The following is a 22311-nucleotide window of genomic DNA, read 5'->3' as shown; positions in this document are numbered from 1 at the left end:
ATCAATTATTTTTTATTATCTCATCCTTAAATTCACTTTGTCATAAATACATCACACAGATGCGGTAAAAATTCTGCGCTGAGAAAGTTCAGACAGATATTGAATACAGCAAAAACTTTGATGATTGGCATCTTTCAATGAAGAAAACAGGGCAAAAACATGAAAATTAATATTCTGGCAATGTTAATACCGGCGCTTTTAATTGCCACTACTTCACACGCTGCGGAAGTTTATAATAAAGACGGCAATAAACTCGACTTATACGGAAAAGTAAAAGGTTTGCATTATTTTTCTGACAGTAAAAGTAATGATGGTGATAAATCTTACGTTCGTTTTGGCTTTAAAGGCGTCACCCAAATTAATGACAAACTTTCCGGCTACGGTCAGTGGGAATATCATGTTGCGGTTAACCACGCGGAAAGCGAAGGCACCGCCGATACCAAAACCCGCTTAGGCTTTGCCGGTTTGCGCTACGCCGGATTGGGTTCTTTCGACTATGGCCGTAACTACGGCGTGTTATACGATATCGGCGCGTGGACCGATATGCTGCCGGAATTCGGTGGCGACAGCTATGTAAAAACCGATAACTTCATGACTGGCCGCACCAATGGCGTTGCCACTTATCGTAACAGCGATTTCTTCGGTCTGGTGGACGGTCTGAAATTTAGCCTGCAATATCAAGGCAAAAACGACGATACTTCCCGCGGGACTTCGAAACAGAACGGCGACGGCTTTGGTCTGGCGTCCAGCTATGAAATTGGATCAGGCGTTAGCATCGGTGCCGCGTATACCTCCTCCAACCGCACAACCGCTCAGAAGGCTGGCACATTCGGTAAAGGCGATAAAGCTGAAGCCTTCGCCACGGGGCTGAAATATGATGATAACGGCGTTTATCTGGCGGCAACCTATGCCGAAACCCGTAATATGACGCCAATTTCCGGTACGGCCAGTATTAATAACACCCCAACATCAGTGAGCGGCTTTGCAAATAAAGCACAAAACTTTGAATTAGTGGCTCAATATCAGTTCGATTTCGGTCTGAAACCTTCTCTGGCCTATGTTCAGTCAAAAGGTAAAGATATTGAAGGTCTAGGCGATGTCGATTTGGTTAAATATATTGATGTAGGCGCTTATTACTTCTTCAATAAAAACATGTCTACTTACGTAGATTATAAAATTAACCAGTTGAGCAACGACAATAAACTGAAACTGAATAATGACGATATCGTTGCCGTCGGTTTGGTTTATCAGTTCTAAGTCTTCTGTAAAGCATTACCCTCATTTTATATGAAGTATTTTTCAGGTCATTCGCCGGGATTAATTCCCGGCTTTTTTATATGTTAATCTCATTCATACACAACATTAACGCGTCTCGGGAGCCTGGAGCAGCCAGTTATCTCGTAAAGCCCCGTTCACCGCCCCACGAGCCTTGGCTACAGATTTTCCTGTCGGGGGGCTGAAACTGCCCAGAGCGATCCAATGCTGATAACGAGGTTGGCCCAACGCTTTGTCCGCCTGACTCAATAAAGGTATCAACCGAATGCCAAAGCGATCCCGCGTGGGATAAGGCCAATCTAGGTTTTTATCGATATAAGGTGCCATAAAATCCAGCGCTTTCAGTAACCCGCTGCCGTTAGGCGTTTGGTAGCGCCATAAATCCAAATGCAGGTTGTTCGCCAGCGTAGCCAGTTGCGTCACTGCCTGTAAATTAAAGTCGCTATAATGGAAAGAACGCGTTCGAGCCAACTCCAACGGCTGTGCGCCATTGGCTTCCAACTGATAATTCAGCAGCGGCTTCATCTGTTCGGCCATGTCCAACACCAAGTCGTCACGCTGCAAATACCAGGCAATTCCGGCAACCTGCACTTTGTACCAACTGCCGTGATTGTTTTTAGCCGCCGCCTCTTTTTTTCCCAACGGGCTGGTTTGCAACCAATATAAATAATCCGTCATCCACTGATGCATTTGTTGTTCATCCTGCGCCGTCCAGCTCGGATTTTTACGCAGCATGATCAGCGAATCCACGACTCGGATAGCGAAATAACGTCCGTCCAGCACACCAGAACCTCTCCCTTCTGCCACGCCGGGAACGCCTTGAGCAAAATTAAGATTTGGGTTCATCCGCGTAGCCGGTACCAAAAACCACGCTCGGATCATCCCGACAGCTTTATCCGCATATTTTTGCTGACCGGAGAAATACCAGGCTAGTGTCAGAGCCTGCACCTGCGCGGTGAAGTCCGCCAGCCGAACGCCGTCGCTGTCCTCATTTTTACTGGCCGGATTAATGTCGCCGTCCTGACGAACCCAGGGTAAACCGTCAGGGCGCTGGCTGTCCGGCCACCAATAGGCGCTCAGACTGAGATAATCATGTTTAGAACCGCTGGGTGGCGTCATGCGTTTATCCATCACGCTCATATTTTCCCGCGCTAACGCCTTATCCGCCTGTCGAATTAGCTGGGAATACGCTTCTTGAGTGAGTTCCGGCGCCTGCTGCTCAGTAATAAGCTGCCGATTCTTCTGGAGATCTTCAGTAGATAAAAATGCATAGGGTGGGCTGGCGGCTGCGCTATGGCTTAGCAACCCGTAAGTCATCGCCAGCCCCAGAATACCTGGCACTGACCCTCGAATGTTCAATATTCTCAAGCGGGACTCCAAACCAATAACTGAAAATGCTGATTTATTCAGCATGCTATATCAGAAAAAAATTTTCATTGGTTTAAATGTGTCCAAATATCCTCAATCCATTGACGCCAAAAATACGATAGATAAAGACCTATTGATTGCGGGGAGTTTATCCCCATAGATAATGGGGCAAAAAACAGATTTAATCCTTTGCTTATCATCAGCCAGATCATGTTTACTAAACCACTCTTTCCCGTCCTTACCTGTTGAAGAATCATGCTAAAGCAAACTAGCCGTAACCCGTGGCCGTTAATTGGTGCGCTTTTCACGCTGTATTTCGTCTGGGGATCTACCTATCTGGTGATTCGTATTGGCGTAGAAAGCTGGCCTCCGTTGATGATGGCCGGGATTCGTTATCTGGTGGCGGGGATTATTCTGTTCAGTTTTCTGGCTATTCGCGGCCATCAGTTACCCACACCACGCCAATGGCTGGCGGCCAGCGCCATCGGAATTTTGCTATTAGCCATTGGTAACGGGCTGGTGACTATTGCTGAACATCAGCACGTTCCTTCCGGTATCGCGGCGGTTATGGTCGCCACCGTTCCGCTATTTACCCTGTGTTTTAGTATGCTGTGGGGCATGAAGAATACCAAACTGGAGTGGGCTGGCATTGGGCTGGGACTGGTTGGTATCATTTTGCTGAATACTGGCAGCAATTTACTGGGAAATCCTACCGGCGCGCTGATGATTCTACTGGCTTCGGCGAGCTGGGCCTTTGGTTCGATCTGGAGTTCCAAACTGGCATTACCCGCAGGCGCGATGTCTGGCGCGGCTCAAATGTTAGTTGCTGGCGTAGTATTACTGCTGGGCTCAACCTTAAGCGGAGAAAAACTGACGCAACCGCCGACCACCAGCGGAATTCTGGCATTGATGTACCTGATTGTATTCGGCTCAATGCTGGCCATTAGCGCTTATATGTTCCTGCTGAAAAACGTCCCTCCGGCGGTGGCGACCAGCTATGCCTACGTTAACCCGGTGGTGGCAGTATTGTTGGGCATCGGATTTGCCGGCGAGAGTCTGTCTCTAACCGAGTGGCTGGCACTGGCGGTTATTGTCTCGGCGGTCGTATTGATAACATTGGGCAAGTTTTTAATTGGTAAGCGTTAAAAGCCGCGCCCTTGTTTCGCTAAGGGAACCGTCTATAATTCCTGCTGTTTCGATAAAAAGTGAAAATATAACTATGCAGAAGAAATTACTGATCGCCCTGTTTGCGGTGATGGCTCTGAGTTCTCTGGGCGGCGTATTCCTGGCGGGTCTGAACATGTATACCCGTTCAACCACGCCGCAGGAAACCGAAACGGTACACTCTCCGCTGGGTGACATCGCGCCGGCCGGGATGTCTAACGCCGGTCAAAAGCAGCCTTAATCACTACTCTATTCATCATGCATCGCTGCTGTAAAAAGACTGTTAGCCCCTCCCCCATTCAACCACCTGCGAGCGGAGGGGGGCACAGCGAATAGACAGATCAACCCTCAGTTACTCTTTCAGTTCCTTAACAACGTCTGCATTGCCTTTGTCCAAATTATAACGCCCTGTCAATCATAAATATTTCTTAACTTTGTCAGACCGTTAAACGCCAAAAGGGCAAAGTGCGCGTCCATCGCTCTTTGCCCTTTAATACCACAAACAGAATTCTCTCTGCGGTTTGACGATCGGTAATGACTTATTCAGTACCCAAATATTATTTATTCAGTACCCAAATAGAGTATTTACCGTCTTTCTGCTCGGAGCCTTCCAGAATTTTCTCGAAACCTGGGAATTTTTCACCCCATTCCGCGATGCTCTGGATATAGCGCAGCCAAGGCTCATCGTTAGAACCAAAGCTTTCCCCCGGCATGATGATAGGGATGCCCGGAGGGTAAGGAATAACCCCAACCGCTGAAATACGACCCGCCAATTGATCAATCGGCAGCAATTCACACCGACCTGCCATATGATCCTGGAATGCTTTACGCGGCAAAGTAACCGGTTTAGGTAAGTTACTGAAAGCTTCAGATTGCAATTTATCCATTTCGCTGGTTTTCATGTGGGCGAACATGTCGTCACACAGGTCTTTCAGCCCCATTTTTCCATATTGCTGCGGGTAGTTTTTCGCCAAATCCGGCAGACACAGGGCAATTGGCGTGTTGTCATCGTAGTGCTGTTTGAATTCCAGTAATACGTTGATTAACGTTCCCCATTTCCCTTTGGTTACGCCGACTGAGAACAGGCACAGCACCATAAAATCGGTGGTCCGTGAAGGGACAATCCCTTTCTGACCGAGGTAGGCCGTTACCACCGCCGCTGGAATCCCTTTGTCCAGCATTTTGCCGTCGTCACCCATGCCCGGCACCATAATGCCGGCTTTAATTGGGTCCAACATGCACCAATCGTCTTCCAATTGATCAAAGCCGTGCCAGTTTTCCCCCGGTTTCAAAACCCAACAAGACGGGTCCGTTGCCAGCTGCTCGCGAGATGCCTGCGCAAACGGCACTTTCTTACCCGTTTTAGCATCGGTAATTTCCGGTGCGTTCCACGGCTTGAAGAACCATTCCCCTTGCTTAGCGAAAGTATCATGGGCTCTGGCCAGCGCCAGACGAAAATCGACCGCTTCGTTAATCACTTCCTGCGTCAAAGCGTGTCCTTGCTCGCCGTCCATCATCGCTGCGCCAACTTCGTTCGCGGCAATAATGGCGTACAGCGGAGAAGTGGTCGATTGCAGCATGTAAGACTCGTTAAAACGAGAATGCTCAATCGGTTTCTTACCGTTACGCACGTGGATATAAGAAGCCTGAGACAGCGCCGCCAACAGTTTATGGGTTGATTGGGTCGCAAACACCGTTGGACCGTCGGGATCGTGATCCGCCGGATTACCGCGCATCGCGTGGCGATCCCGATACATTGGATTGAAGCGGGCATAAGCATACCAGGCTTCATCAAAATGAATCTGATCAACACTTTCCGCCAGCAGATCCTGCGCCTGTTTAGCGTTGTAGCACATACCGTCATAGGTACAGTTAGTAACTACGGCATAGACTGGTTTTGTACTGTTAGCCTGTGATTTCAATGGGTTTTGCTCAATTTTTTGCTGGATAGACTCCGGCTTGAATTGAGACTTGGGAATCGGCCCGATAATACCGTAGCGGTTACGTGTAGGAATAAAGAACACCGGCAGCGCGCCGGTCATGACCAATCCTTGCTCGATGGATTTGTGACAGTTACGGTCACACAGAGCAACTTCTTTATCTCCCACTACCGCCGCCATAATCGCACGGTTAGAACCAGAGGTCCCGTTCAGCATGGAATAGCTCATATGCGCCCCGAAAACGCGGGCGGCGTAAGCTTCTGAATCTTTGATCGGGCCGCTGTGATCCAGCAGCGAACCCAATGATTCACGTTCGATACCCGTATCGGTACGGAACAGGTTTTCACCGAAGAAATCGAGGAATTCGCGGCCTACAGCCGTTTTACTGAATGCTACCCCGCCCTGATGTCCGGGAGCGGCCCAAGAGTATTCAGGGTTATCTTCGGTATATTTAAAGAGTGCTTTGGTAAACGGCGGCAGCAGCTGTTCATAATATTTTACGATCAGCGCATGGGCGCGAGCGGCAATAAATTCAGCGGTATCTTCATGCATCCAGACAAATTCATTCACCAATCGCATGGTTTCCAGGCTAAGGCTATTAATACAAGAATGCTCTGCCATCAGTAATACCGGCACATCCTTATTGCGGCGGCGAATTTCTTTTAGTAGCTCGGAAGCCTGGCTGTGGGAGGCATCGTCATTGCCACCGGATGTCCAATCAACAAAAATACAACACAAAGAAGAGTCTGAAGCGACCGTAGCGATACCGTCTTCAAAGGTCGCGGCGGCAATAACATTGAAATTAATGTCCCTCAGGGCTTCAATCAGTTCGTTAACGGCTCGTCCATTCGCGGTATTGGCTTCGAGAATATTACTGTCCACCACCAAAACGTTGCGTTTTTTGTGACGACTTAAATCAATCATCGTAGTTGTCCTTGTTATAAGACCAAAACATCAGATTTATGCTTCCCCGCCCCTTTCGGCGCGGGGTGATGAATTAATTGCTTTTATCCAATGGAGCATCCAGCGGGAACGGGTTTTTGTGGGTACGGTTATAGTTAAATGTATAAAGCGCAGTGATAACCATCAGCACCACAAATGACCACATCACTTCTTCTGCACCGGAGCCCACCACAGCCCAAATACAGTACACAAACGCAACCATGGTAATGGCGACATAGGTCTTGATCTGTTTGCCCAAATGCCCGTGCCCCAGTAGTAGCAAGGCCGCACAGGTATAGATATAAGGCACCAAAGTGAATATGACCGAAACAGAAGAGACCAGACCAAACTCTTTCGCCGCGTTTGGCGAAATGCTGCTGATTTGGAAGATAGTCATTAATACGCCAAGAATAAGCAACCCGGCTACCGGCGTACCGGCTTTATTGACCTTACCGAAAATCGGCGGGAACAGGCCGTCATCCGCCGCCGCTTTGGCGGTTTGACCGGCTACCAGCGTCCAGCCCCCCAGTGAGCCTAGACAACCGGCTGCAGCACACAGGGAAACCACGGCACCCGCGGTATCACCCAATGCTAAACGAGCCGCATCACCGAAAGGCGAGGCAGAAACACGCAGCGCGGCGTTCGGGATCATCCCCATAATGGCGGTACTGGACAGGACGTAACATACCGCGGCGATCAATACGCCACCGACGGTAGCAATAGGTACGTTGCGTTTAGGATTTTTAACTACCCCAGCGGCTACAGAGGCGGTTTCGACCCCAATAAATGACCACAAAGTCACGTTTAAAGTGCTTTGAATCGCGCTGAAAGTCCCTAGTCCGCTGACGTTCCATGCCTCCATGTAGGTCTCGCCTTTGAACCAGAACCAGCCAAACAGCGCAACCCCAACAATTGGGATTAATGCCAATGAGGTGGCAACAGCCTGAACCCGCGTAATCATTTTAGGACCGACGATATTCAGCCCAACAAATATCCACAGGATCACTACGCAAGTGATGGTTAATACCATAGGTTCTTTTAAGATTGGGAAAAAATAACTGAGGTAACCGACCCCAATTACCACCATAGCAATATTCCCAATCCAGCAGGCCAACCAATAAAGTACGTTGGTCTGATACCCTAAAAATGGCCCAAATGCGCGACGTGCATAGGCATAGGAACCACCGGGACTATCATCTAAGGATGACATTTTTGCGTAAACCATCGAAAGTGCTAGCGCACCAATAATAGTGACCAACCATCCCCAAATAGCTATTCCGCCCGTTGAAGCCAAGTTAGCAGGTAAAAGAAAAACGCCAGAGCCCATTATATTGCCTGCTACCATCAAGGTGACAGGAATGAGGCCCACCTTTTGATCATCTGTAGACATAGGTAATCCTTACAAACCCCTAGGAATGGGATGAAATAATGAGTAATAACCGCATGCGTATTTAAAGATAGACGATAAAATTTATAAAGAAAGAAAATAAATTTTCTAAGGAAATTTTAATCCTGATCAAAAAAACATGACGCAACAACCAATTAGGTAGGTAAAAAATTCGTAAATTATCTAAATCGTAAAAAAACATTAATAAAAAATAGACAATCAACCAGAAAATCAGTCAACTACAACCAATTGAATTAAATCAATAAATTACTTAATATTACGAATTAAAACATACTCATCACAATTAATTAATATTTTTGACTTTATAAACCAGCCAAGCCATTGATTAATAGAATATGAATGTAATTCGAGCATAACCAATAAAATCAGATGTAAGATGAAACGTAATTTATAAAAAAATGTTTGTATATTTTTGTATGTATTTGTAAATACATGAATTTACAGTTATCTTCAATTAATTTAATTATAGGGAATGGCTGTATTTCTTCTAATAAATGAAACGACGCTGTATAAATAAACATATTAAAAATTAATTATAATCAAGCGAATTGATATAAATCATATTTGAGTCAACCCTGGTGTTAGACATTAATGATTTCAGACACGATTTTTATTTAACTGACTACAGTTAATAAGTAAGCAAATTAATACCGTTAATTAATTATTTTTGTTTATGTTATAAATTCGCCAAGCCCTGTCTGACCGCGATAATTCACATATCGTTAATCAGTGTATATTCAGAGAAAGAGGTGACGTGAAAATCCAGCAGCAATAGCCTCTCTCACGCTGCTGGCTCAGTTAGGGCCGCTTTAATTCCCTGTCTAATTAAGGTTAATTACCCGCTAGATATATTTACCGAGCAAACTAGTGGCAGTCCGGATGCCGCCAATGTACCAATAGCTCTTCTGGCTAAAGCATGCTATCGGCCCGCTGATGCACGCCTGAGCGATTCAATGCCTGCGTCAACACAGCCAGAATGGCAAAGCGTCACTTTGATGCACTCCGAATACAATTAAGAAGATCACCAAAAACTCCTGTGTATCGCTGAAGATAACAAGCCTGAATTACGGGTTATTCGACGGAGATACCGATTGTAACTCGCGCCAGGCCGCGAGTTTTCGCGTCCAACGTTCAAACAACATATCGGTAATGATAGCTAACAGCGCGACAACCAAAGCGCCCTGAATAACATAAGCAGTATTAAAACCACTTAAACCGATAATGATTGGAGAACCTAAGGTTTTGGTACCGACCGTAGAAGCAATTGCGGCAGTCCCAATATTGATGATCACCGATGTGCGAATCCCCGCGACGATAACCGGAGCGGCGAGCGGCAATTCTACGCGCCACAAAATCTGCCTGGCACTCATACCTACGCCTTGAGCGACTTCACGGGTGGCCTGAGACACGGATTCCAGCCCTGTCAACGTGCCTTGCAGTATCGGCAGCAACCCATAGAGTACCAACGCAATAATTGCCGGTTTCTCGCTAAACCCCATCACCGGCACCGCTATCGCTAGCACTGCCACCGGCGGGAAGGTTTGCCCTATCGCCACCACCGTTTCTACAACCGAACGAAATTCCTTCCCTGCCGGACGCGTAACGGCAATGCCTGTTGCAACGCCAAAAAACACGGCGATCAGGCTGGAAATCAGCACCAGCAACACGTGAGCTTCCAATAACGACCAGAACGTATCCTGTAAATAAATAGGGCGATCGAGATTGGGGAACCAGGCGGCAAATAGGCCATGCAGCGATGGCATGCCAAATACCAATCCCAGCAGTAGTAATATTGCCAAAACCAATGGATCGGTAACTCTACGCCATAGCCAACGGCAAATAGATGAGGTCATGGCTGCTCCTGACTGGCGATCAGATCGGAAAAATAGAGCACGCCGAGAGGCTGTGATAATTCATCGATCACCTGCAATCTATCGGCTTTACGTGAGACAAACAGCGAAAGCGCTTCCCGCAGGCTGGTTGACGCCAAAATCGGCTCTCCCGCCACGCTTTCCCCAACCCTCATACGCTGCGCCGCCCAACCAAGTGCCAACAGTTTGATCCCCAAATCGCTCCGGCCAAAGAAATCACGCACAAAATCGTTAGCCGGCTGCGTCAACATTTGAATTGGCGTGCCTTGCTGCACCACTTTCCCCTGATCCAATAGCACAATGCGATCGGCCAGATTCAAGGCTTCGTCAATATCATGGGTTACCAGCACTATGGTTCGGCCTGACATTTGGTGTATACGGGCAATTTCAAACTGTAACGCTGAGCGAGTCACCGGATCCAGCGCGCCGAAAGGTTCATCCATCAACAGCACTTCCGGGTCGGCAGCCAACGCTCTGGCAACCCCAACCCGCTGCTGTTGCCCACCCGAAAGCTCATGAGGATAACGGTGGCGGAACTGATCCGCATCCAGTTGCAACAGATTCAATAACTCCGTGACCCGCTGGCGGATTTTCTCACGCGGCCATTTAAGCAGTTGCGGAACGGTGCCGATATTTTGCTCTACCGTCCAATGCGGAAACAGGCCGATAGATTGAATCGCGTAGCCCATCCGACGGCGCAAATCTTCGGGTTTGAATTTTTGAATTTCTTCACCGGCAAAGTGAATTTGCCCTTCATCGTGCTCGATCAGCCGGTTAATCATTTTTAACGTCGTGGACTTACCCGAGCCAGAAGTGCCGATCAAGACGGTAAACTCCCCTTTGGCAATATCCAGTGAGAGATTATCTACCGCCAGTTTGCCGGCAAAATATTTACTAACCTGATAAAAATGAATCATCGGCGGGTCACATCCAGAAAAGAAACCATAAATTTAAACAGTGAATCAACAACGATGGCCATCACTATCACCGGTATAACGCCCAGCAACACCAAATCCAATGCGCTGCTTAATAATCCCTGAAACACGATAGCGCCTAATCCACCGGCACCAATCAGGGCTGCAACCACCGCTAACCCGACGGTTTGCACTGCCACAATGCGAATGCCCGATAGAATCAACGGCAACGCCAGCGGGATTTGCACCCGAACAAACAGTTGGCTACCGGTCATCCCCATTCCCCGCGCCGATTCCATCACGCTATCCGGTACGCTTTCCAATCCGGCAACCACGCTGCGAACCAACGGCAGCAAGGCATAAAGTACCAATGCAATAATTGCCGGAGCCAGACCGATCCCGCTCACTCCCAGCTTTGCCAGCCACGGCCAGGCTGCGGCTAACCCCGCCAGCGGCGCGATCAGCAAACCAAATAACGCAATAGAAGGCACCGTCTGGATGATATTTAGCACGGAAAAAATAGCGGTTTTCAGGCGATAAGAACGAAAGCACAGCATCCCAAGCGGGATTCCCAGCAAAACGGTAGGAATAACTGTCGCCAACAAAATTCCGAGGTGCTGCCAGAAGGCATCAGCGAAGACGTCCTGTCGGTTGGCATATTCCTTCATCAGCGACAGTTGATCCAACTGACCGATAAACAACAGAATAATCACAGGGGCGAGTACCTGCACGCTGGCTAACATACGCCACAGCGGGCTGGTAATTGCTCTGGAAAGGCTATCGACGGCAATCAGAAAGGTTAATCCGGCCATTAGCCAGAAAGCGCCGCTCAGCGAAGTGCGAACCAGGCTCTCTTCGCCACCGGAAAGCTGAAAGGCAGTAAATCCCGCCAACCAGACCAAACCGAATAGCAGCAACTCCGCCATCAGGACAATAACCGCGTAAATCCAAGGTTTAGGGGAAACGAAAGAAAGGGCAATCAAAGCGATAACGGGCAACAGCACTAACCCCACAGGCCCATGTAATAAAGACAAGAAGGCAATACCCTGCCCTGAAATCAACCGATTCTGCGCGTGGCTGAGAAAAGGAAGCCCGGCACCTGCCAAAATCAGCAACGTCACCAGCGCCAGCAGCACGCGGTTTTTGACTAACATAAACAAAAAGTCTCCATGACCGGCTAAAGATGCAATCCGTCGCCGGTCAGTATTTCATTACGAGGATTAACCTTTGATAAACCCTTTCTCTTTTAGATAGCTCGCGGCAACCTTCTTCGCATCCTGTCCTTCGACGGCAATCCGCGCATTCAGTTTTTGCAGGGTTGAGCCATCAAGAGTTGCAAAAACCGGATTCAACACGGCAGAAATTTCAGGATGCTGCTTCAGCGTCGCTTCGCGGATAATCGGCGCCGGGGCATAAATCGGTTGAACGCCTTTAGGGTCAGTCAGCGTTTGTAAGCCCAAAGCGGCCACTGGGCCGTCAGTGCCGTAAGCCATAGCCGCATTCACACCGGAGGTTTGCTCCGCCGCCGCTTTAATGGTGACAGCCGTATCGCCTCCCGCCAGCGACAGCAGTTGGTCCTGATTTAATTTGAAGCCATACGCCTGCTCAAACGCAGGTAACGCATCTGGGCGTTCAATAAATTCTGCCGAAGCCGCCAGTTTGAACTGACCACCATCGCTTATCCATTTGCCTAAATCAGCCAGCGTCTTAAGATTATTTTGACTGGCTAAATCCTGACGAACCGCAATGGTCCAAGTATTGTTTGCCGGCGCTGCATCCAGCCAGACCAGCTTATTTTTTTCATAATCCAGCGCTTTGACTTTCTCGTAACCGGCCTGAGCGTTTTTCCACGCCGGATCTTTTTCATTTGAGAAGAAAAAGGCACCGTTGCCGGTATATTCAGGATAAATATCAATTTCACCCGCGCTGATCGCCGCTCGCACCACTTTGGTCGTACCCAACTGAGATTTGTTGGTGGTTTTAATATTATTGGCCTCCAGAACCTGCACAATAATATTGCCCAGCAGTGAGCCTTCAGTATCGATTTTAGACCCCACACGCACGCTATCTGCCGCCTGTGCCAGACCAGTCGTCAGGCTTAACATGATGGTTGCCAGTGCTATAACAGGTCTAAGGGTAAGGGTTAGTGCCATCGGTTTGCCTCTTATCATCGAAGGATTTTAATGAGTTACAGGGTTCTTTATGACCCAATAACTATTAACAAATCAATAACTATGTCGACTTTATTTGCCTTAGTCGTTCGTTTAATCTTCAGCGGCTATCCATTAAACCTACGCAAACTTAGCCACTTCTCCCAGCTATCATCATGATGGGTAGTCAGCCCCAAGGTCGTGAAACGGGTGAATTTCAACCTCGCTCGGCTGGCATGCATACTCGCCTAACCATACAGTATAGCCATTCACCACAAATCCCCCGCGGCGCTACTGATAAGCCCGTATTAATCCCTACCAAGGGAACGGGAAAAATTCGAGCCAACGCGCAATAGGGAAAGATAGTGACGAGAGAAAAGCCTCTGTGCCCAATTTAGATATATAGTTGTAAGCTAAATATTTTCATTAACCCACGGACAGGTGACTTTCGATGAACCCTTCTTTTCTGGTTAGCCCGCACTGGCTGGCTGAACATTTAGACGATAAACAAGTGGTTATTCTGGATGCCCGGCTGTCACCGCCGGGGCTAAACCCTAAACGCGATATTCAAGCCGAGTTTGAGCAAGGCCATATCCCCGGTGCGGTTTTCTTTAATATTGATGAGGTTTCCGACCACAGTACCGATCTGCCTCACATGTTGCCCAGCGCCGAAGCATTCGGTGAAGCAATGGGTAAATTGGGTATCAACGATCAGCACACGATAGTGTTGTATGACGATGGCAACCTTTTCTCAGCCCCGCGAGGCTGGTGGACATTTCGCACTTTTGGCGCCCGTGACGTTCGCGTGCTGGAAGGCGGTATTGAACAGTGGAAACAAGCCGGTTTGCCACTGGAAAGCGGGCCAGCCAATCCGGCTCCACAGTGGTTTACCGCCACGCTAAACGAGAAATCTGTTAAAAATTACGAGCAGGTTCTCGCCGCTATAGACGAACCGGACACGCAGATCCTGGACGCGCGCCCGACGCCACGGTTTGCTGGCGCGGAACCGGAACCTCGCCCCGGCCTGCGATTAGGGCATATTCCCGGCAGCATCAATATTCCCTGGGGCCAGATGATTGAGCAAGGCCAGCTCAAATCGCCAGAGATTCTGCGGGATATTTTCCAATCTAACGGTGTCGATCTGGAAAAACCGATCGTTGTTAGCTGTGGTTCCGGCGTAACCGCTGCGGTACTGGCATTGGGGTTACACGCAATAAAAGCTCGTTCTGTATCTTTATATGACGGTTCCTGGGCCGAATGGGGTGCATCAGATTTTCTCCCCATTGAAGTTAGCCCCAGATAACCTCTACGATTATTAATAATCTAAATGGCCGGATTAATATCCGGCCACTGCGGATTTGGATAGATAACAAACGCCTCAAACAAAGTCTGGGCAGATATCAACTTCAACATTATGGCCATCAAAATACATTTTAGTTAACAGTTCAGGGGTAATTAATTTAGTTAATGAAAAAAAGCAAATAACATTCGTTTATACGAATATCAAATTTAATGAAGTTTAATAAAAATCCGCATTAGAAATAATAATAATCATAAAAAATCCATTTAATTCATCATTCATTAATTTATTCTTTAAACAGTGAAAAAGTGAAAAAGTGAAAAAGTGAAAAAGTGAAAAATACAATAACGGCGAACCAATGCCCGCCATTATCATTATGTCATATTAAAACGACTATTTTTTAGGACCGCGCACCCGCAGAGTCAGGCCCTTCAGGAAGTAACGCAGCACCTGATCGCCACAAGGACGGAAGTTTTTGCTGTCGTCCTTACGGAACAACGCGTTCAATTCAGGTTTGGACACCGGAAAATCAACGGAGGTGAAGATATCGTGCATATCGGTATCTTTCAACTCGAAGGCTACGCGCAGCTTTTTCAGCACAATATTATTAGTGATACGTGCTTCAATAGACGGAGCTGGGAATTTGTCATCCTTACCACGCTTAAAGAAGATCAGACCGTTAAGAAAATGAGCCATGACCTCATCAGGACAATTCTGGTAACCAGCTTCGTCTTCTTTCTTAAGGAAATTAACGACATCCGCGCTGTTCACTTCAAAATCAGTTAACTTGATGATTTCTACGATTTTAGCATCGTTAACATTAAGCATATAGCGAACACTGCGGAGCACATCGTTGTTGATCATATTACTGCCCTATTCCAATTAATTTAATAGACGTGTGCGAATGTCGCAAGAATAACAAAAAAGCTTCTTTAACGTCTGGCGGGCAGTATTATATAGAGATAATCCTTTTTTCTCAATGTAAATTTAATTTGATATAATCGTGAAAAAAGCAAGTAATTATTAAATACAAAATAACGACATTATTCAAAATCACAAATAAACGTTAAACAAAAACAAATATAAATTGACAACTGATTAGTAAAATAACATATCAGAACCCAACCACACAAAAATGCGCCTGATTGGGCTCTGGTATAAAAACAGAAATTACTTATCGTTAGTGATAACGCACAGATCTCTTGAGTCTGATTTATACGGGCTAATCTCTTCGCCAATAATGTATTTATTGCGCAACATGGCAGATATTTTATCCATCACCATCACAATAACCACCATAATCAACGTAATAAACATCACCACATCCCAGTTCCATAAACGCATATTCTCTGCGTAAACCAAACCGATACCGCCAGCACCGACAAAACCTAACACTGCCGCAGAACGGGTATTAGACTCTATCTGATACAGGCTAAGCGCCAGAAAAGTTGGAAACGACTGGGTGAAAATACCAAAGCGGTGTTTTTGTAATGGGTTGGCCCCCATTGCAGTTAATCCACGGCTAGGGGATTTATCGACTGCCTCGTGTCCCTCAGCATAGAGTTTACCCAGTAAGCCCATATCCTGCATAAAAATGGCCAGAACCCCCGCTAACGGCCCCATTCCTACGGCACGAACAAAAATCAGCCCCCAAATCGCCATATCGATACCGCGAAAAACATCGAGAAAACGGCGCACAACAAAAGAGGTAACTCGTAATACCGGCGTATCCATGACATTACGGGCAGCAAGAAAGGACAGTGGCAACGCAATAAACGTCGCTGTAAGCGTACCGGCGAATACAATGGCTAAAGTAATAAAAATCTGACCAAAGTAATATTTAAACGGCCAGTTGATAAAATCATGCCAGACAAACATTCTCAGGAAATAGCGCCCTATTTGCTGGCTGCCGTGAACGAAGGCAGACCAGGGAATACCAAAGAAATTAAAGAAGAAAATATAATAGAAAACAATGGCCACGCCGATGCCAACGACCAAGCGAAGATAGCGCCGCTGCTGCGAGAAAAGGGTCGGATGTTGCTGCTTCAGAGAAATCACATCGGCTGGCGAAAGCGTATTCGTCATCATTAAGCGGCTCCTTCCACAACACGTTTACGTAATTTTCCGGAGGCGTAATCTAGTAATGAAACCACGGTAATAATCAGCAACAGCGTGATGCTGACCTGATCATAACGATCCAACTTAATAGACGTCATTAGCTCTTGTCCTATTCCGCCCGCGCCGACCAAACCCAGTATGGTTGACTGGCGAAAATTAATTTCCAATCGCATAAAGCTGTAAGACAGAAAGATAGGTTTCACCTGCGGCCAAAGACCAAAACGCATACGTTGCAATTTACTAGCACCACAAGCTGTCAAACCGCGAACAGGTTTATTTGAGGCAGTTTCAATAGACTCATAGAATAATTTGGTCAGGCTACCTATCGTATGTAACGCCAGAGCCAAAAAACCGGGAATCGCGCCAATACCAAAAGCCATAACAAACATGACTGCCCAAGCTAATTCTGGCATGGTACGTAAAAATGCAACAAAGGTACGAATCGCTAATCTGACTGGTGCTGGGCTGTGGGTGTTATTAGCCGCCAGAAAAGCCAAAATACAGGCGACAATAACCGAGAGAATGGTTGCGGCAATGGCAAGCTGTAGCGTCTCCCAAATTAGCGGTAGCTGAATATTCAGGCGATAGCCCCAATATGCCAATGAACCTTCGGTACGCCCATCGGCAAATAAAACCGGCCAGTGAAGTACAGGAATTGTTTCAGCCAGATAGTCAAAAAAAATGTGGGAATGAAACTAGAACGGTGTGAAGATTAAATTCAGCAATACTGCCTGCACCCAAATAGAGTACAACCAGAGCTAAAGACCATATTAAGGTTTCGCGTTTTTGCTTACTGCGAACCTGCTGGTAATAATGATTGAAATCAGTATTCAAAATAACTTACCGCCTGAAAACCGATAGCTCCGGTATTCCGTTCCTGAGCTATCCTATTCATTATATCAACCGACTTAACGGTCGCCTTTAGTTAGATCGCGCTTCAAATCAATGACGGTTTGGTATTCGCTCAATGAGGTTTCCTCAATATGCTGCTTGCCCCCTACCGCTTTGATAAAACAGGCATGGTCTTCTTTATCCAGTTTTTTGATAGCCGCAACCAACTGCGCTTTGAATGCTGGCGGTAAAGCACTGCGAACAAGAATTGGGCCATTAGGAATTAACGGAGACTGCCAGATAATCCTAATCTGTTTCATTAAATCGGGATGATCCATACGAATCATGCGAGTGAAAGCTCCGCTAGTATAACCGGTATTATAATCGCCGATCATTGATGCCCAGGTTACCGCGCCGGCAAACTGACCATTAATAACGCCAAGGATGTCTTGCTCATGACCACCGGAGAACGTCACGCTGGAGAAGAAATTGTTATATTTATTGTCCGGCGTTCCGCCGAATTTCTGTTTAAAGCTCTGATTAGGGATCAGGAAACCCGAAGTTGAATCCGGGTCGGCAAAACCAAAGGCTTGCCCCTTTAAATCCTCCATTTTCTGGTAAGGGCTGTCTGCCTTCACCACGACCACAGAGTGATAGCCGCGAGACTGATCGGTATCATCGACGACAATACCGACCAAATCGACGGCCTTAGGGTCTTTAATATAAACCGAGGCGAAAGATGACGGTGACATACTCAGCACCATATCAATCTTTCCACCGAGTAATCCTTGAATGACCCCAGAATAATCCGAAGCATTATGCAAATTGGTTTTTACTTTTAATTCTTTGTCCAAAAATTCTTTTACACACATATTATCGCCAATCTGCTGTGTTGCATTTTGGCCACCGAGAATACCCAAATTGATTTCTTTCGGTGCATCTGCCGCCGTGGCGTTAAATACCATCATCGCACCTGCCACTAACGAAGTAACACTCATTACTTTTTTCATTAAAATAACCTATGTCCGTAGAGGATTAATGGAAATTAATGCAAAACATCTGTTGCTTCATCGTTGTAAATATCATGAATAATACTGTCACTTAGTTGATCAGGATGACCGTCAAATATAATTTTTCCTTGCGCAATACCAATCACTCGCGTGCAGTAATCTTTAACTAATGCCACCGAATGTAAGTTCACCACCACCGCAATATCGTTTTCACTGATTTTTTGCAGCGTATTCATTATTCGGGTGGTATTTTTTGGGTCGAGGGAGGCTACAGGCTCATCGGCCAATAGAATTTTAGGGTTTTGCATCATCGCGCGACAAATAGCCACGCGTTGCATTTGCCCTCCGGATAAATTTTCGGCGCGCTGCAACGCATGTGGCAACATATTCAACCACTGCAAGAGCTCGACGGCTCTGGCTCGGTCACGCTCGGCAAATATTTTAAAAAATGATTTAAGCGTTGAGGTATGACTTAATCTTCCGAGTAACACATTGGTCATAACATCGAGGCGAGGAACCAGACAGAAATCCTGAAAAATCATTCCACACTTGGCACGCCATTTACGCATTTGTTTGGCCGTCAGCGAGGCAATATTTTGCGTTTCCCCACTCTCCTGATAGTTAAGAATCTCTCCACCGCTGGAAGAAATGGTGCCATTCAATATATGAAGTAACGTTGATTTTCCTGCGCCTGAGCGGCCAATAATCGCTACAAATTCTCCAGCATGGAGTTCAAAATTGATGTTATCCAACACCTTATGCTGCGATGCATAGGCTTTCATCAATCCTTTAACCGCCAGAACCTTTTTTTTCGTTTCCGGTGCAGTATCAGGATAATCTGGCGCATATTGAAGTAATGCCTGGCCCATAGAATGTCTCTCAGATTGCAGGTTATCTTTGAGCCATTAACGGATATTTTTATTACAGAGAAATGATAGTTTGATGAGAGAAAGGTGACATGTGATTGCCACCTTTCTTTAGAGAAGATGAGTCTTTCTTGTTAAATCAGCTACGAATTTTACGGTAGATAAACAGCACAACCAAGGCACCGATAACTGCGACGACAAAGCTACCAATGTTAAAGCCGTCTACTCTGCCCATCCCAAAGAAAGTACTGATATAGCCACCGACCAAAGCACCGACCACACCAAGAATGATGGTCATAAAGAATCCGCCACCGTCTTTACCTGGCATAATCCACTTAGCCAGAATACCGGCGATGAGACCAAAGATAATCCAGGATAGAATCCCCATACGTCCTCCAAATATTGAATAAACCTGACGGTCTGTGCTTTATCAGCTGAGTGATTATTAGCTATTCACAGCGTCCATTACAGTATTAAGTTAAGACCTTATTAGGTAAATCCGCAAATCTGTACGCTTCATCCAAGAATAAAAATAAATTTTTTATCCCGCTAAAACACAACTACTCGACCGATTAAATAACCGGTTCTCTTGGCGCGAAAATATGATTCACCTGCCGCTGACGCATTTTCGCTAACAAATCGTAGCCGCCGTTTGGTAGCGAATGCGCAAACTCCCGCTCACTGGTAAATATCGGACTGGCCCAATAAATGTTTACCGGATCGCCCTGCTGCTCCGGCAACGTCAGACTGACGTGCTCAGAGTATAGATTGGCCGATAATACATAGCCTTCGTAACCCTGAGGGGCGACTTCAGACTCCAGTGCATGGCCTTCTCCCAGCCAGCTTATTTTTCCCCACGGAACATGGGCAAAACCGGCTAAAGCACTCGCCATGCGAACGGCGTTGTCTTCGTTGACATATTGACTATCCACTGCCATCGCTAATTCTATTCGACGATATTTCCCGGCATCATCATTAAATAAAATCTCAACCCAAGGCTGCGGACGAATACTGACACCCAGCGTCAGAAAATAATAAACTCCATCCTTTTCATGCTGAGAGATCGCCATTGGCGGCCATCTGCCCTGATCAATAGCATAATACTTTTGCGCCGGACCAAAATGTTGCTCATAGCGTCGAATATATTCCACTTGCATACTGGGCCAGGGATTACCTTCCTCCTGCTGCCAGACTCGCCAAAATTGTCGAGTACGTTCCGCCTGAGCATATTGCGTATTAGTAGACGCAGACCCCAAAGGTAAAGTGAGTGGATTCTCTTTAATACAGCTAGCGGAGTAACAGACAGAGTGATCGATATACAAACTCCAGCCGGGAATCACCGCCAATAATTGCCCCTGATACCACAGCGCTGCGCCGTCATCACTTTCTGACCAGATAATCTTAATATATTGCGCATCCAATGCTTCTTCACCAGCAATATTTCGACAATAGGCCGCAGCCAAACGCGGGGCAAGCCCCTGCTCAATAGCCGCGTTATCATCTAACTGGGGAGCCGCAGTCAGATTTCTTACCCAGCAGGCACGCACCGGAAAACGATCTTCAACGGACTCCAACGGGTAAATATAGAAATAAACCACACGCTGATCTTGTTGCACCACAGCCACCAGTGTCTGGTTTTCATTACTGACTTCGGCCAGCACTTCTGATTCTTTCATATCGCCTCAACTTTATCGGCAAAGAATAATTATCGGGCAACGGGCGGATTATTCCCTTACTCCAGATAAAATTAGCCTAATTATGCTACCAGTGTAAAACGTCTTAGCCGTTTAAATCATTGGAAAAAGTCTCAAAAAACCATTATATGAAAGAAAAATGGCTCGATTAATGCCCATTCGCTACATGAAAAATCGAATGATAAAAATAAAATACGCCCAAATCGATATAATAAAATTTTCTTGTATCAAGTCGTGTCTATGGCTCTTGACTCAGTGGGTTAATCTATCGTTATTTTACTAAAACTCCATACGAGGAAAGCCTATCCAGTACCTTAATCATGGTGACGAATCTTCTTTCACGCTAAAATAAGTTCAGATATCACACGACAGAATTGAAGGTTCCCATGGCTTATATCCCTAAAAACTATGCCCGGCTGGAAAGCGGTTACCGCGAGAAAGCGCTAAAACTCTTCCCGTGGGTTTGCGGAAAGTGTTCCAGAGAGTTTGTGTATTCTAATCTGCGTGAGTTGACCGTACACCACATTGATCACGACCACGGCAATAATCCGGAAGATGGCAGCAATTGGGAGATGTTGTGCCTGTTTTGCCACGATCACGAGCATTCTAAATATACCGAAGCCGATCAATACGGATCGACGGTTATTGCCGGAGATGACGCGCAGAAAGATCAGGGTGTCGCTACTCACAACCCTTTTGCCAATCTCAAAACTCTATTAAAAAAATAATGGTCTGTTTACCGGTGAGAATACCTATATCGTTATTTTCACCGGTCAATTGCCAAATTTGTACCTTACTGCAATGCCGGGATCTTAGAAGCCCAGTAATTGCCGATAAGTACGAGGTTCCAGCATATCTGCGGTTAATCCTAGGGTTGAGGCAAAAAGACTGCATTGCAGCTTTAATTCTGCCAATTCATTCGGATCATCTGTCATCACCGCAATTTCAGCAAAATTTCCCACAGACTCCAAATGGTCGACCGTAATGTGAAATTGGCCGATAAAATAGATACTGCGGTTCTTTTCCAGGGTAAATACCGGCTGATAGCCTAAAGTCACCAGCATACTCGAAATCTTGCCCAAATCCTCGACCCGGCTGGCTTCGCATCGCTCGCTTCCCGGCCCTTTGACAATCCATAGCCGAATACCCGACGGGTTCATTTCACGCAATATCATACTGATATTTTGCCGTGCAAGACCGCCATCACAAGCATCCAGATAACAATCTTTTTCATGATTATTGAGAGCAAAAATCTCTGCATCCTGCGTTTCTATTCGCCTCAATAGGTTACGGATATTCTGTACTCGAAATTTTAATTCAACCTCATATTTCCCAACAAAATGCTCACTCATTGAATCCGCCCTGATAGGAAAATAGTCGTAAGAAAACCTTATATCTACTCAATTATGCCTTAAGTCTGTTAGCCACAGGTTGATATAAGCTGGATCAAATCCGATGCG

Annotated in this window: 19 protein-coding genes and 1 pseudogene; 5 read left to right on the top strand and 15 right to left on the bottom strand. The window is 46.5% G+C overall.

What is annotated here, in order from left to right; genetic code table 11:
• Nucleotides 1-159: 159 nt before the first annotated feature.
• Complete coding sequence (ompC, locus tag PL78_RS01940) at nucleotides 160-1257, top strand: porin OmpC (RefSeq protein WP_064512662.1); 1098 nt, start codon at nucleotides 160-162, stop codon at nucleotides 1255-1257.
• A gap of 105 nt (nucleotides 1258-1362) precedes the next feature.
• Here ompC and PL78_RS01935 read toward each other — a convergent pair whose 3' ends face one another.
• A complete protein-coding gene (locus tag PL78_RS01935) occupies nucleotides 1363-2688 on the bottom strand; it encodes an alginate lyase family protein (protein ID WP_064512661.1) in 1326 nt (441 codons plus the stop codon).
• A gap of 210 nt (nucleotides 2689-2898) precedes the next feature.
• Here PL78_RS01935 and yedA point away from each other — a divergent pair, with 210 nt between their 5' ends.
• Together yedA and PL78_RS01925 are read left to right on the top strand one after the other, a co-directional pair.
• Nucleotides 2899-3789 carry a drug/metabolite exporter YedA gene (yedA, locus tag PL78_RS01930; RefSeq protein ID WP_064512660.1) on the top strand — a complete coding sequence of 297 codons (891 nt, stop codon included), beginning with the start codon at nucleotides 2899-2901 and terminating at the stop codon, nucleotides 3787-3789.
• A 73-nt stretch (nucleotides 3790-3862) separates the two neighbouring features.
• A complete protein-coding gene (locus tag PL78_RS01925) occupies nucleotides 3863-4048 on the top strand; it encodes a hypothetical protein (RefSeq protein ID WP_064512658.1) in 186 nt (61 codons plus the stop codon).
• 316 nt (nucleotides 4049-4364) lie between these two features.
• On the opposite strand, the gene PL78_RS01920 is transcribed toward PL78_RS01925, so the two are convergent.
• The 6 genes from PL78_RS01920 to osmF all read right to left on the bottom strand — a co-directional run bounded on the left by PL78_RS01920 (nucleotide 4365) and on the right by osmF (nucleotide 13035).
• Entirely contained in the window at nucleotides 4365-6671 is a 2307-nt protein-coding gene (locus PL78_RS01920; protein WP_064512656.1) for an Orn/Lys/Arg family decarboxylase, read from the bottom strand.
• 73 nt (nucleotides 6672-6744) lie between these two features.
• Nucleotides 6745-8079, bottom strand: a complete 1335-nt coding sequence (adiC, locus tag PL78_RS01915; RefSeq protein WP_064512653.1) for an arginine/agmatine antiporter — start codon at nucleotides 8077-8079, stop codon at nucleotides 6745-6747.
• A 1082-nt stretch (nucleotides 8080-9161) separates the two neighbouring features.
• Nucleotides 9162-9950: an ABC transporter permease gene (locus PL78_RS01910; protein WP_064512652.1), complete on the bottom strand. Its 789-nt coding sequence runs from the start codon at nucleotides 9948-9950 to the stop codon at nucleotides 9162-9164.
• Entirely contained in the window at nucleotides 9947-10885 is a 939-nt protein-coding gene (locus tag PL78_RS01905; protein WP_064512650.1) for an ABC transporter ATP-binding protein, read from the bottom strand. Before PL78_RS01905 ends, PL78_RS01910 begins: the two co-directional genes overlap by 4 nt.
• Nucleotides 10882-12036, bottom strand: a complete 1155-nt coding sequence (locus tag PL78_RS01900; protein WP_064512648.1) for an ABC transporter permease — start codon at nucleotides 12034-12036, stop codon at nucleotides 10882-10884. Before PL78_RS01900 ends, PL78_RS01905 begins: the two co-directional genes overlap by 4 nt.
• 66 nt (nucleotides 12037-12102) lie before the next feature.
• Nucleotides 12103-13035: a glycine betaine ABC transporter substrate-binding protein OsmF gene (osmF, locus tag PL78_RS01895; RefSeq protein ID WP_064512645.1), complete on the bottom strand. Its 933-nt coding sequence runs from the start codon at nucleotides 13033-13035 to the stop codon at nucleotides 12103-12105.
• 448 nt (nucleotides 13036-13483) lie between these two features.
• Here osmF and sseA point away from each other — a divergent pair, with 448 nt between their 5' ends.
• Complete coding sequence (gene sseA / locus PL78_RS01890; RefSeq protein ID WP_064512644.1) at nucleotides 13484-14335, top strand: 3-mercaptopyruvate sulfurtransferase; 852 nt, start codon at nucleotides 13484-13486, stop codon at nucleotides 14333-14335.
• 390 nt (nucleotides 14336-14725) lie between these two features.
• Here sseA and PL78_RS01885 read toward each other — a convergent pair whose 3' ends face one another.
• From PL78_RS01885 to PL78_RS01855, 7 genes and pseudogenes are all read right to left on the bottom strand, one after another.
• Entirely contained in the window at nucleotides 14726-15196 is a 471-nt protein-coding gene (locus PL78_RS01885) for a YehS family protein (RefSeq protein ID WP_064512643.1), read from the bottom strand.
• 306 nt (nucleotides 15197-15502) lie between these two features.
• On the bottom strand, nucleotides 15503-16420 hold the full coding sequence (gene phnE / locus PL78_RS01880; protein WP_064512641.1) for a phosphonate ABC transporter, permease protein PhnE: 918 nt from the start codon (nucleotides 16418-16420) through the stop codon (nucleotides 15503-15505).
• Nucleotides 16420-17284 (bottom strand): annotated as a pseudogene (gene phnE, locus PL78_RS01875) (phosphonate ABC transporter, permease protein PhnE). Before phnE (PL78_RS01875) ends, phnE (PL78_RS01880) begins: the two are co-directional and overlap by 1 nt.
• A gap of 74 nt (nucleotides 17285-17358) precedes the next feature.
• Nucleotides 17359-18291, bottom strand: coding sequence for a phosphonate ABC transporter substrate-binding protein (phnD, locus tag PL78_RS01870; protein ID WP_064512640.1), 933 nt, complete (start codon nucleotides 18289-18291; stop codon nucleotides 17359-17361).
• Nucleotides 18292-18326: 35 nt separating this feature from the next.
• Entirely contained in the window at nucleotides 18327-19160 is an 834-nt protein-coding gene (gene phnC / locus PL78_RS01865; protein WP_064512638.1) for a phosphonate ABC transporter ATP-binding protein, read from the bottom strand.
• A 136-nt stretch (nucleotides 19161-19296) separates the two neighbouring features.
• Complete coding sequence (locus tag PL78_RS01860) at nucleotides 19297-19545, bottom strand: GlsB/YeaQ/YmgE family stress response membrane protein (protein ID WP_049596664.1); 249 nt, start codon at nucleotides 19543-19545, stop codon at nucleotides 19297-19299.
• 184 nt (nucleotides 19546-19729) lie between these two features.
• Nucleotides 19730-20833 (bottom strand): suppressor of fused domain protein, encoded by a 1104-nt coding sequence (locus PL78_RS01855; RefSeq protein ID WP_064512636.1) that lies wholly within the window; start codon nucleotides 20831-20833, stop codon nucleotides 19730-19732.
• A gap of 404 nt (nucleotides 20834-21237) precedes the next feature.
• Here PL78_RS01855 and yajD point away from each other — a divergent pair, with 404 nt between their 5' ends.
• Nucleotides 21238-21579: an HNH nuclease YajD gene (gene yajD / locus PL78_RS01850; protein WP_064512635.1), complete on the top strand. Its 342-nt coding sequence runs from the start codon at nucleotides 21238-21240 to the stop codon at nucleotides 21577-21579.
• An 84-nt stretch (nucleotides 21580-21663) separates the two neighbouring features.
• On the opposite strand, the gene PL78_RS01845 is transcribed toward yajD, so the two are convergent.
• Nucleotides 21664-22203, bottom strand: a complete 540-nt coding sequence (locus PL78_RS01845) for a class IV adenylate cyclase (RefSeq protein WP_064512633.1) — start codon at nucleotides 22201-22203, stop codon at nucleotides 21664-21666.
• Nucleotides 22204-22311: the final 108 nt, after the last annotated feature.

Source organism: Yersinia entomophaga (assembly GCF_001656035.1).
Taxonomy (GTDB): Bacteria; Pseudomonadota; Gammaproteobacteria; order Enterobacterales; family Enterobacteriaceae; genus Yersinia; species Yersinia entomophaga.
This window is presented reverse-complemented; position numbering and strand designations above follow the sequence as displayed.

Coding starts and splice junctions, on each gene's coding strand:
- ompC (WP_064512662.1), top strand. CDS start 160: ATGAAAATTAATATTCTGGCAATGTTAATACCGGCGCTTTTAATTGCC.
- PL78_RS01845 (WP_064512633.1), bottom strand. CDS start 22,203: ATGAGTGAGCATTTTGTTGGGAAATATGAGGTTGAATTAAAATTTCGA.
- osmF (WP_064512645.1), bottom strand. CDS start 13,035: ATGGCACTAACCCTTACCCTTAGACCTGTTATAGCACTGGCAACCATC.
- phnE (WP_064512641.1), bottom strand. CDS start 16,420: ATGATGACGAATACGCTTTCGCCAGCCGATGTGATTTCTCTGAAGCAG.
- PL78_RS01860 (WP_049596664.1), bottom strand. CDS start 19,545: ATGGGGATTCTATCCTGGATTATCTTTGGTCTCATCGCCGGTATTCTG.
- PL78_RS01935 (WP_064512661.1), bottom strand. CDS start 2,688: ATGCTGAATAAATCAGCATTTTCAGTTATTGGTTTGGAGTCCCGCTTG.
- PL78_RS01920 (WP_064512656.1), bottom strand. CDS start 6,671: ATGATTGATTTAAGTCGTCACAAAAAACGCAACGTTTTGGTGGTGGAC.
- adiC (WP_064512653.1), bottom strand. CDS start 8,079: ATGTCTACAGATGATCAAAAGGTGGGCCTCATTCCTGTCACCTTGATG.
- phnD (WP_064512640.1), bottom strand. CDS start 18,291: ATGAAAAAAGTAATGAGTGTTACTTCGTTAGTGGCAGGTGCGATGATG.
- PL78_RS01885 (WP_064512643.1), bottom strand. CDS start 15,196: ATGATCAACAACGATGTGCTCCGCAGTGTTCGCTATATGCTTAATGTT.
- yajD (WP_064512635.1), top strand. CDS start 21,238: ATGGCTTATATCCCTAAAAACTATGCCCGGCTGGAAAGCGGTTACCGC.
- sseA (WP_064512644.1), top strand. CDS start 13,484: ATGAACCCTTCTTTTCTGGTTAGCCCGCACTGGCTGGCTGAACATTTA.
- yedA (WP_064512660.1), top strand. CDS start 2,899: ATGCTAAAGCAAACTAGCCGTAACCCGTGGCCGTTAATTGGTGCGCTT.
- PL78_RS01900 (WP_064512648.1), bottom strand. CDS start 12,036: ATGTTAGTCAAAAACCGCGTGCTGCTGGCGCTGGTGACGTTGCTGATT.
- phnC (WP_064512638.1), bottom strand. CDS start 19,160: ATGGGCCAGGCATTACTTCAATATGCGCCAGATTATCCTGATACTGCA.
- PL78_RS01905 (WP_064512650.1), bottom strand. CDS start 10,885: ATGATTCATTTTTATCAGGTTAGTAAATATTTTGCCGGCAAACTGGCG.
- PL78_RS01910 (WP_064512652.1), bottom strand. CDS start 9,950: ATGACCTCATCTATTTGCCGTTGGCTATGGCGTAGAGTTACCGATCCA.
- PL78_RS01925 (WP_064512658.1), top strand. CDS start 3,863: ATGCAGAAGAAATTACTGATCGCCCTGTTTGCGGTGATGGCTCTGAGT.
- PL78_RS01855 (WP_064512636.1), bottom strand. CDS start 20,833: ATGAAAGAATCAGAAGTGCTGGCCGAAGTCAGTAATGAAAACCAGACA.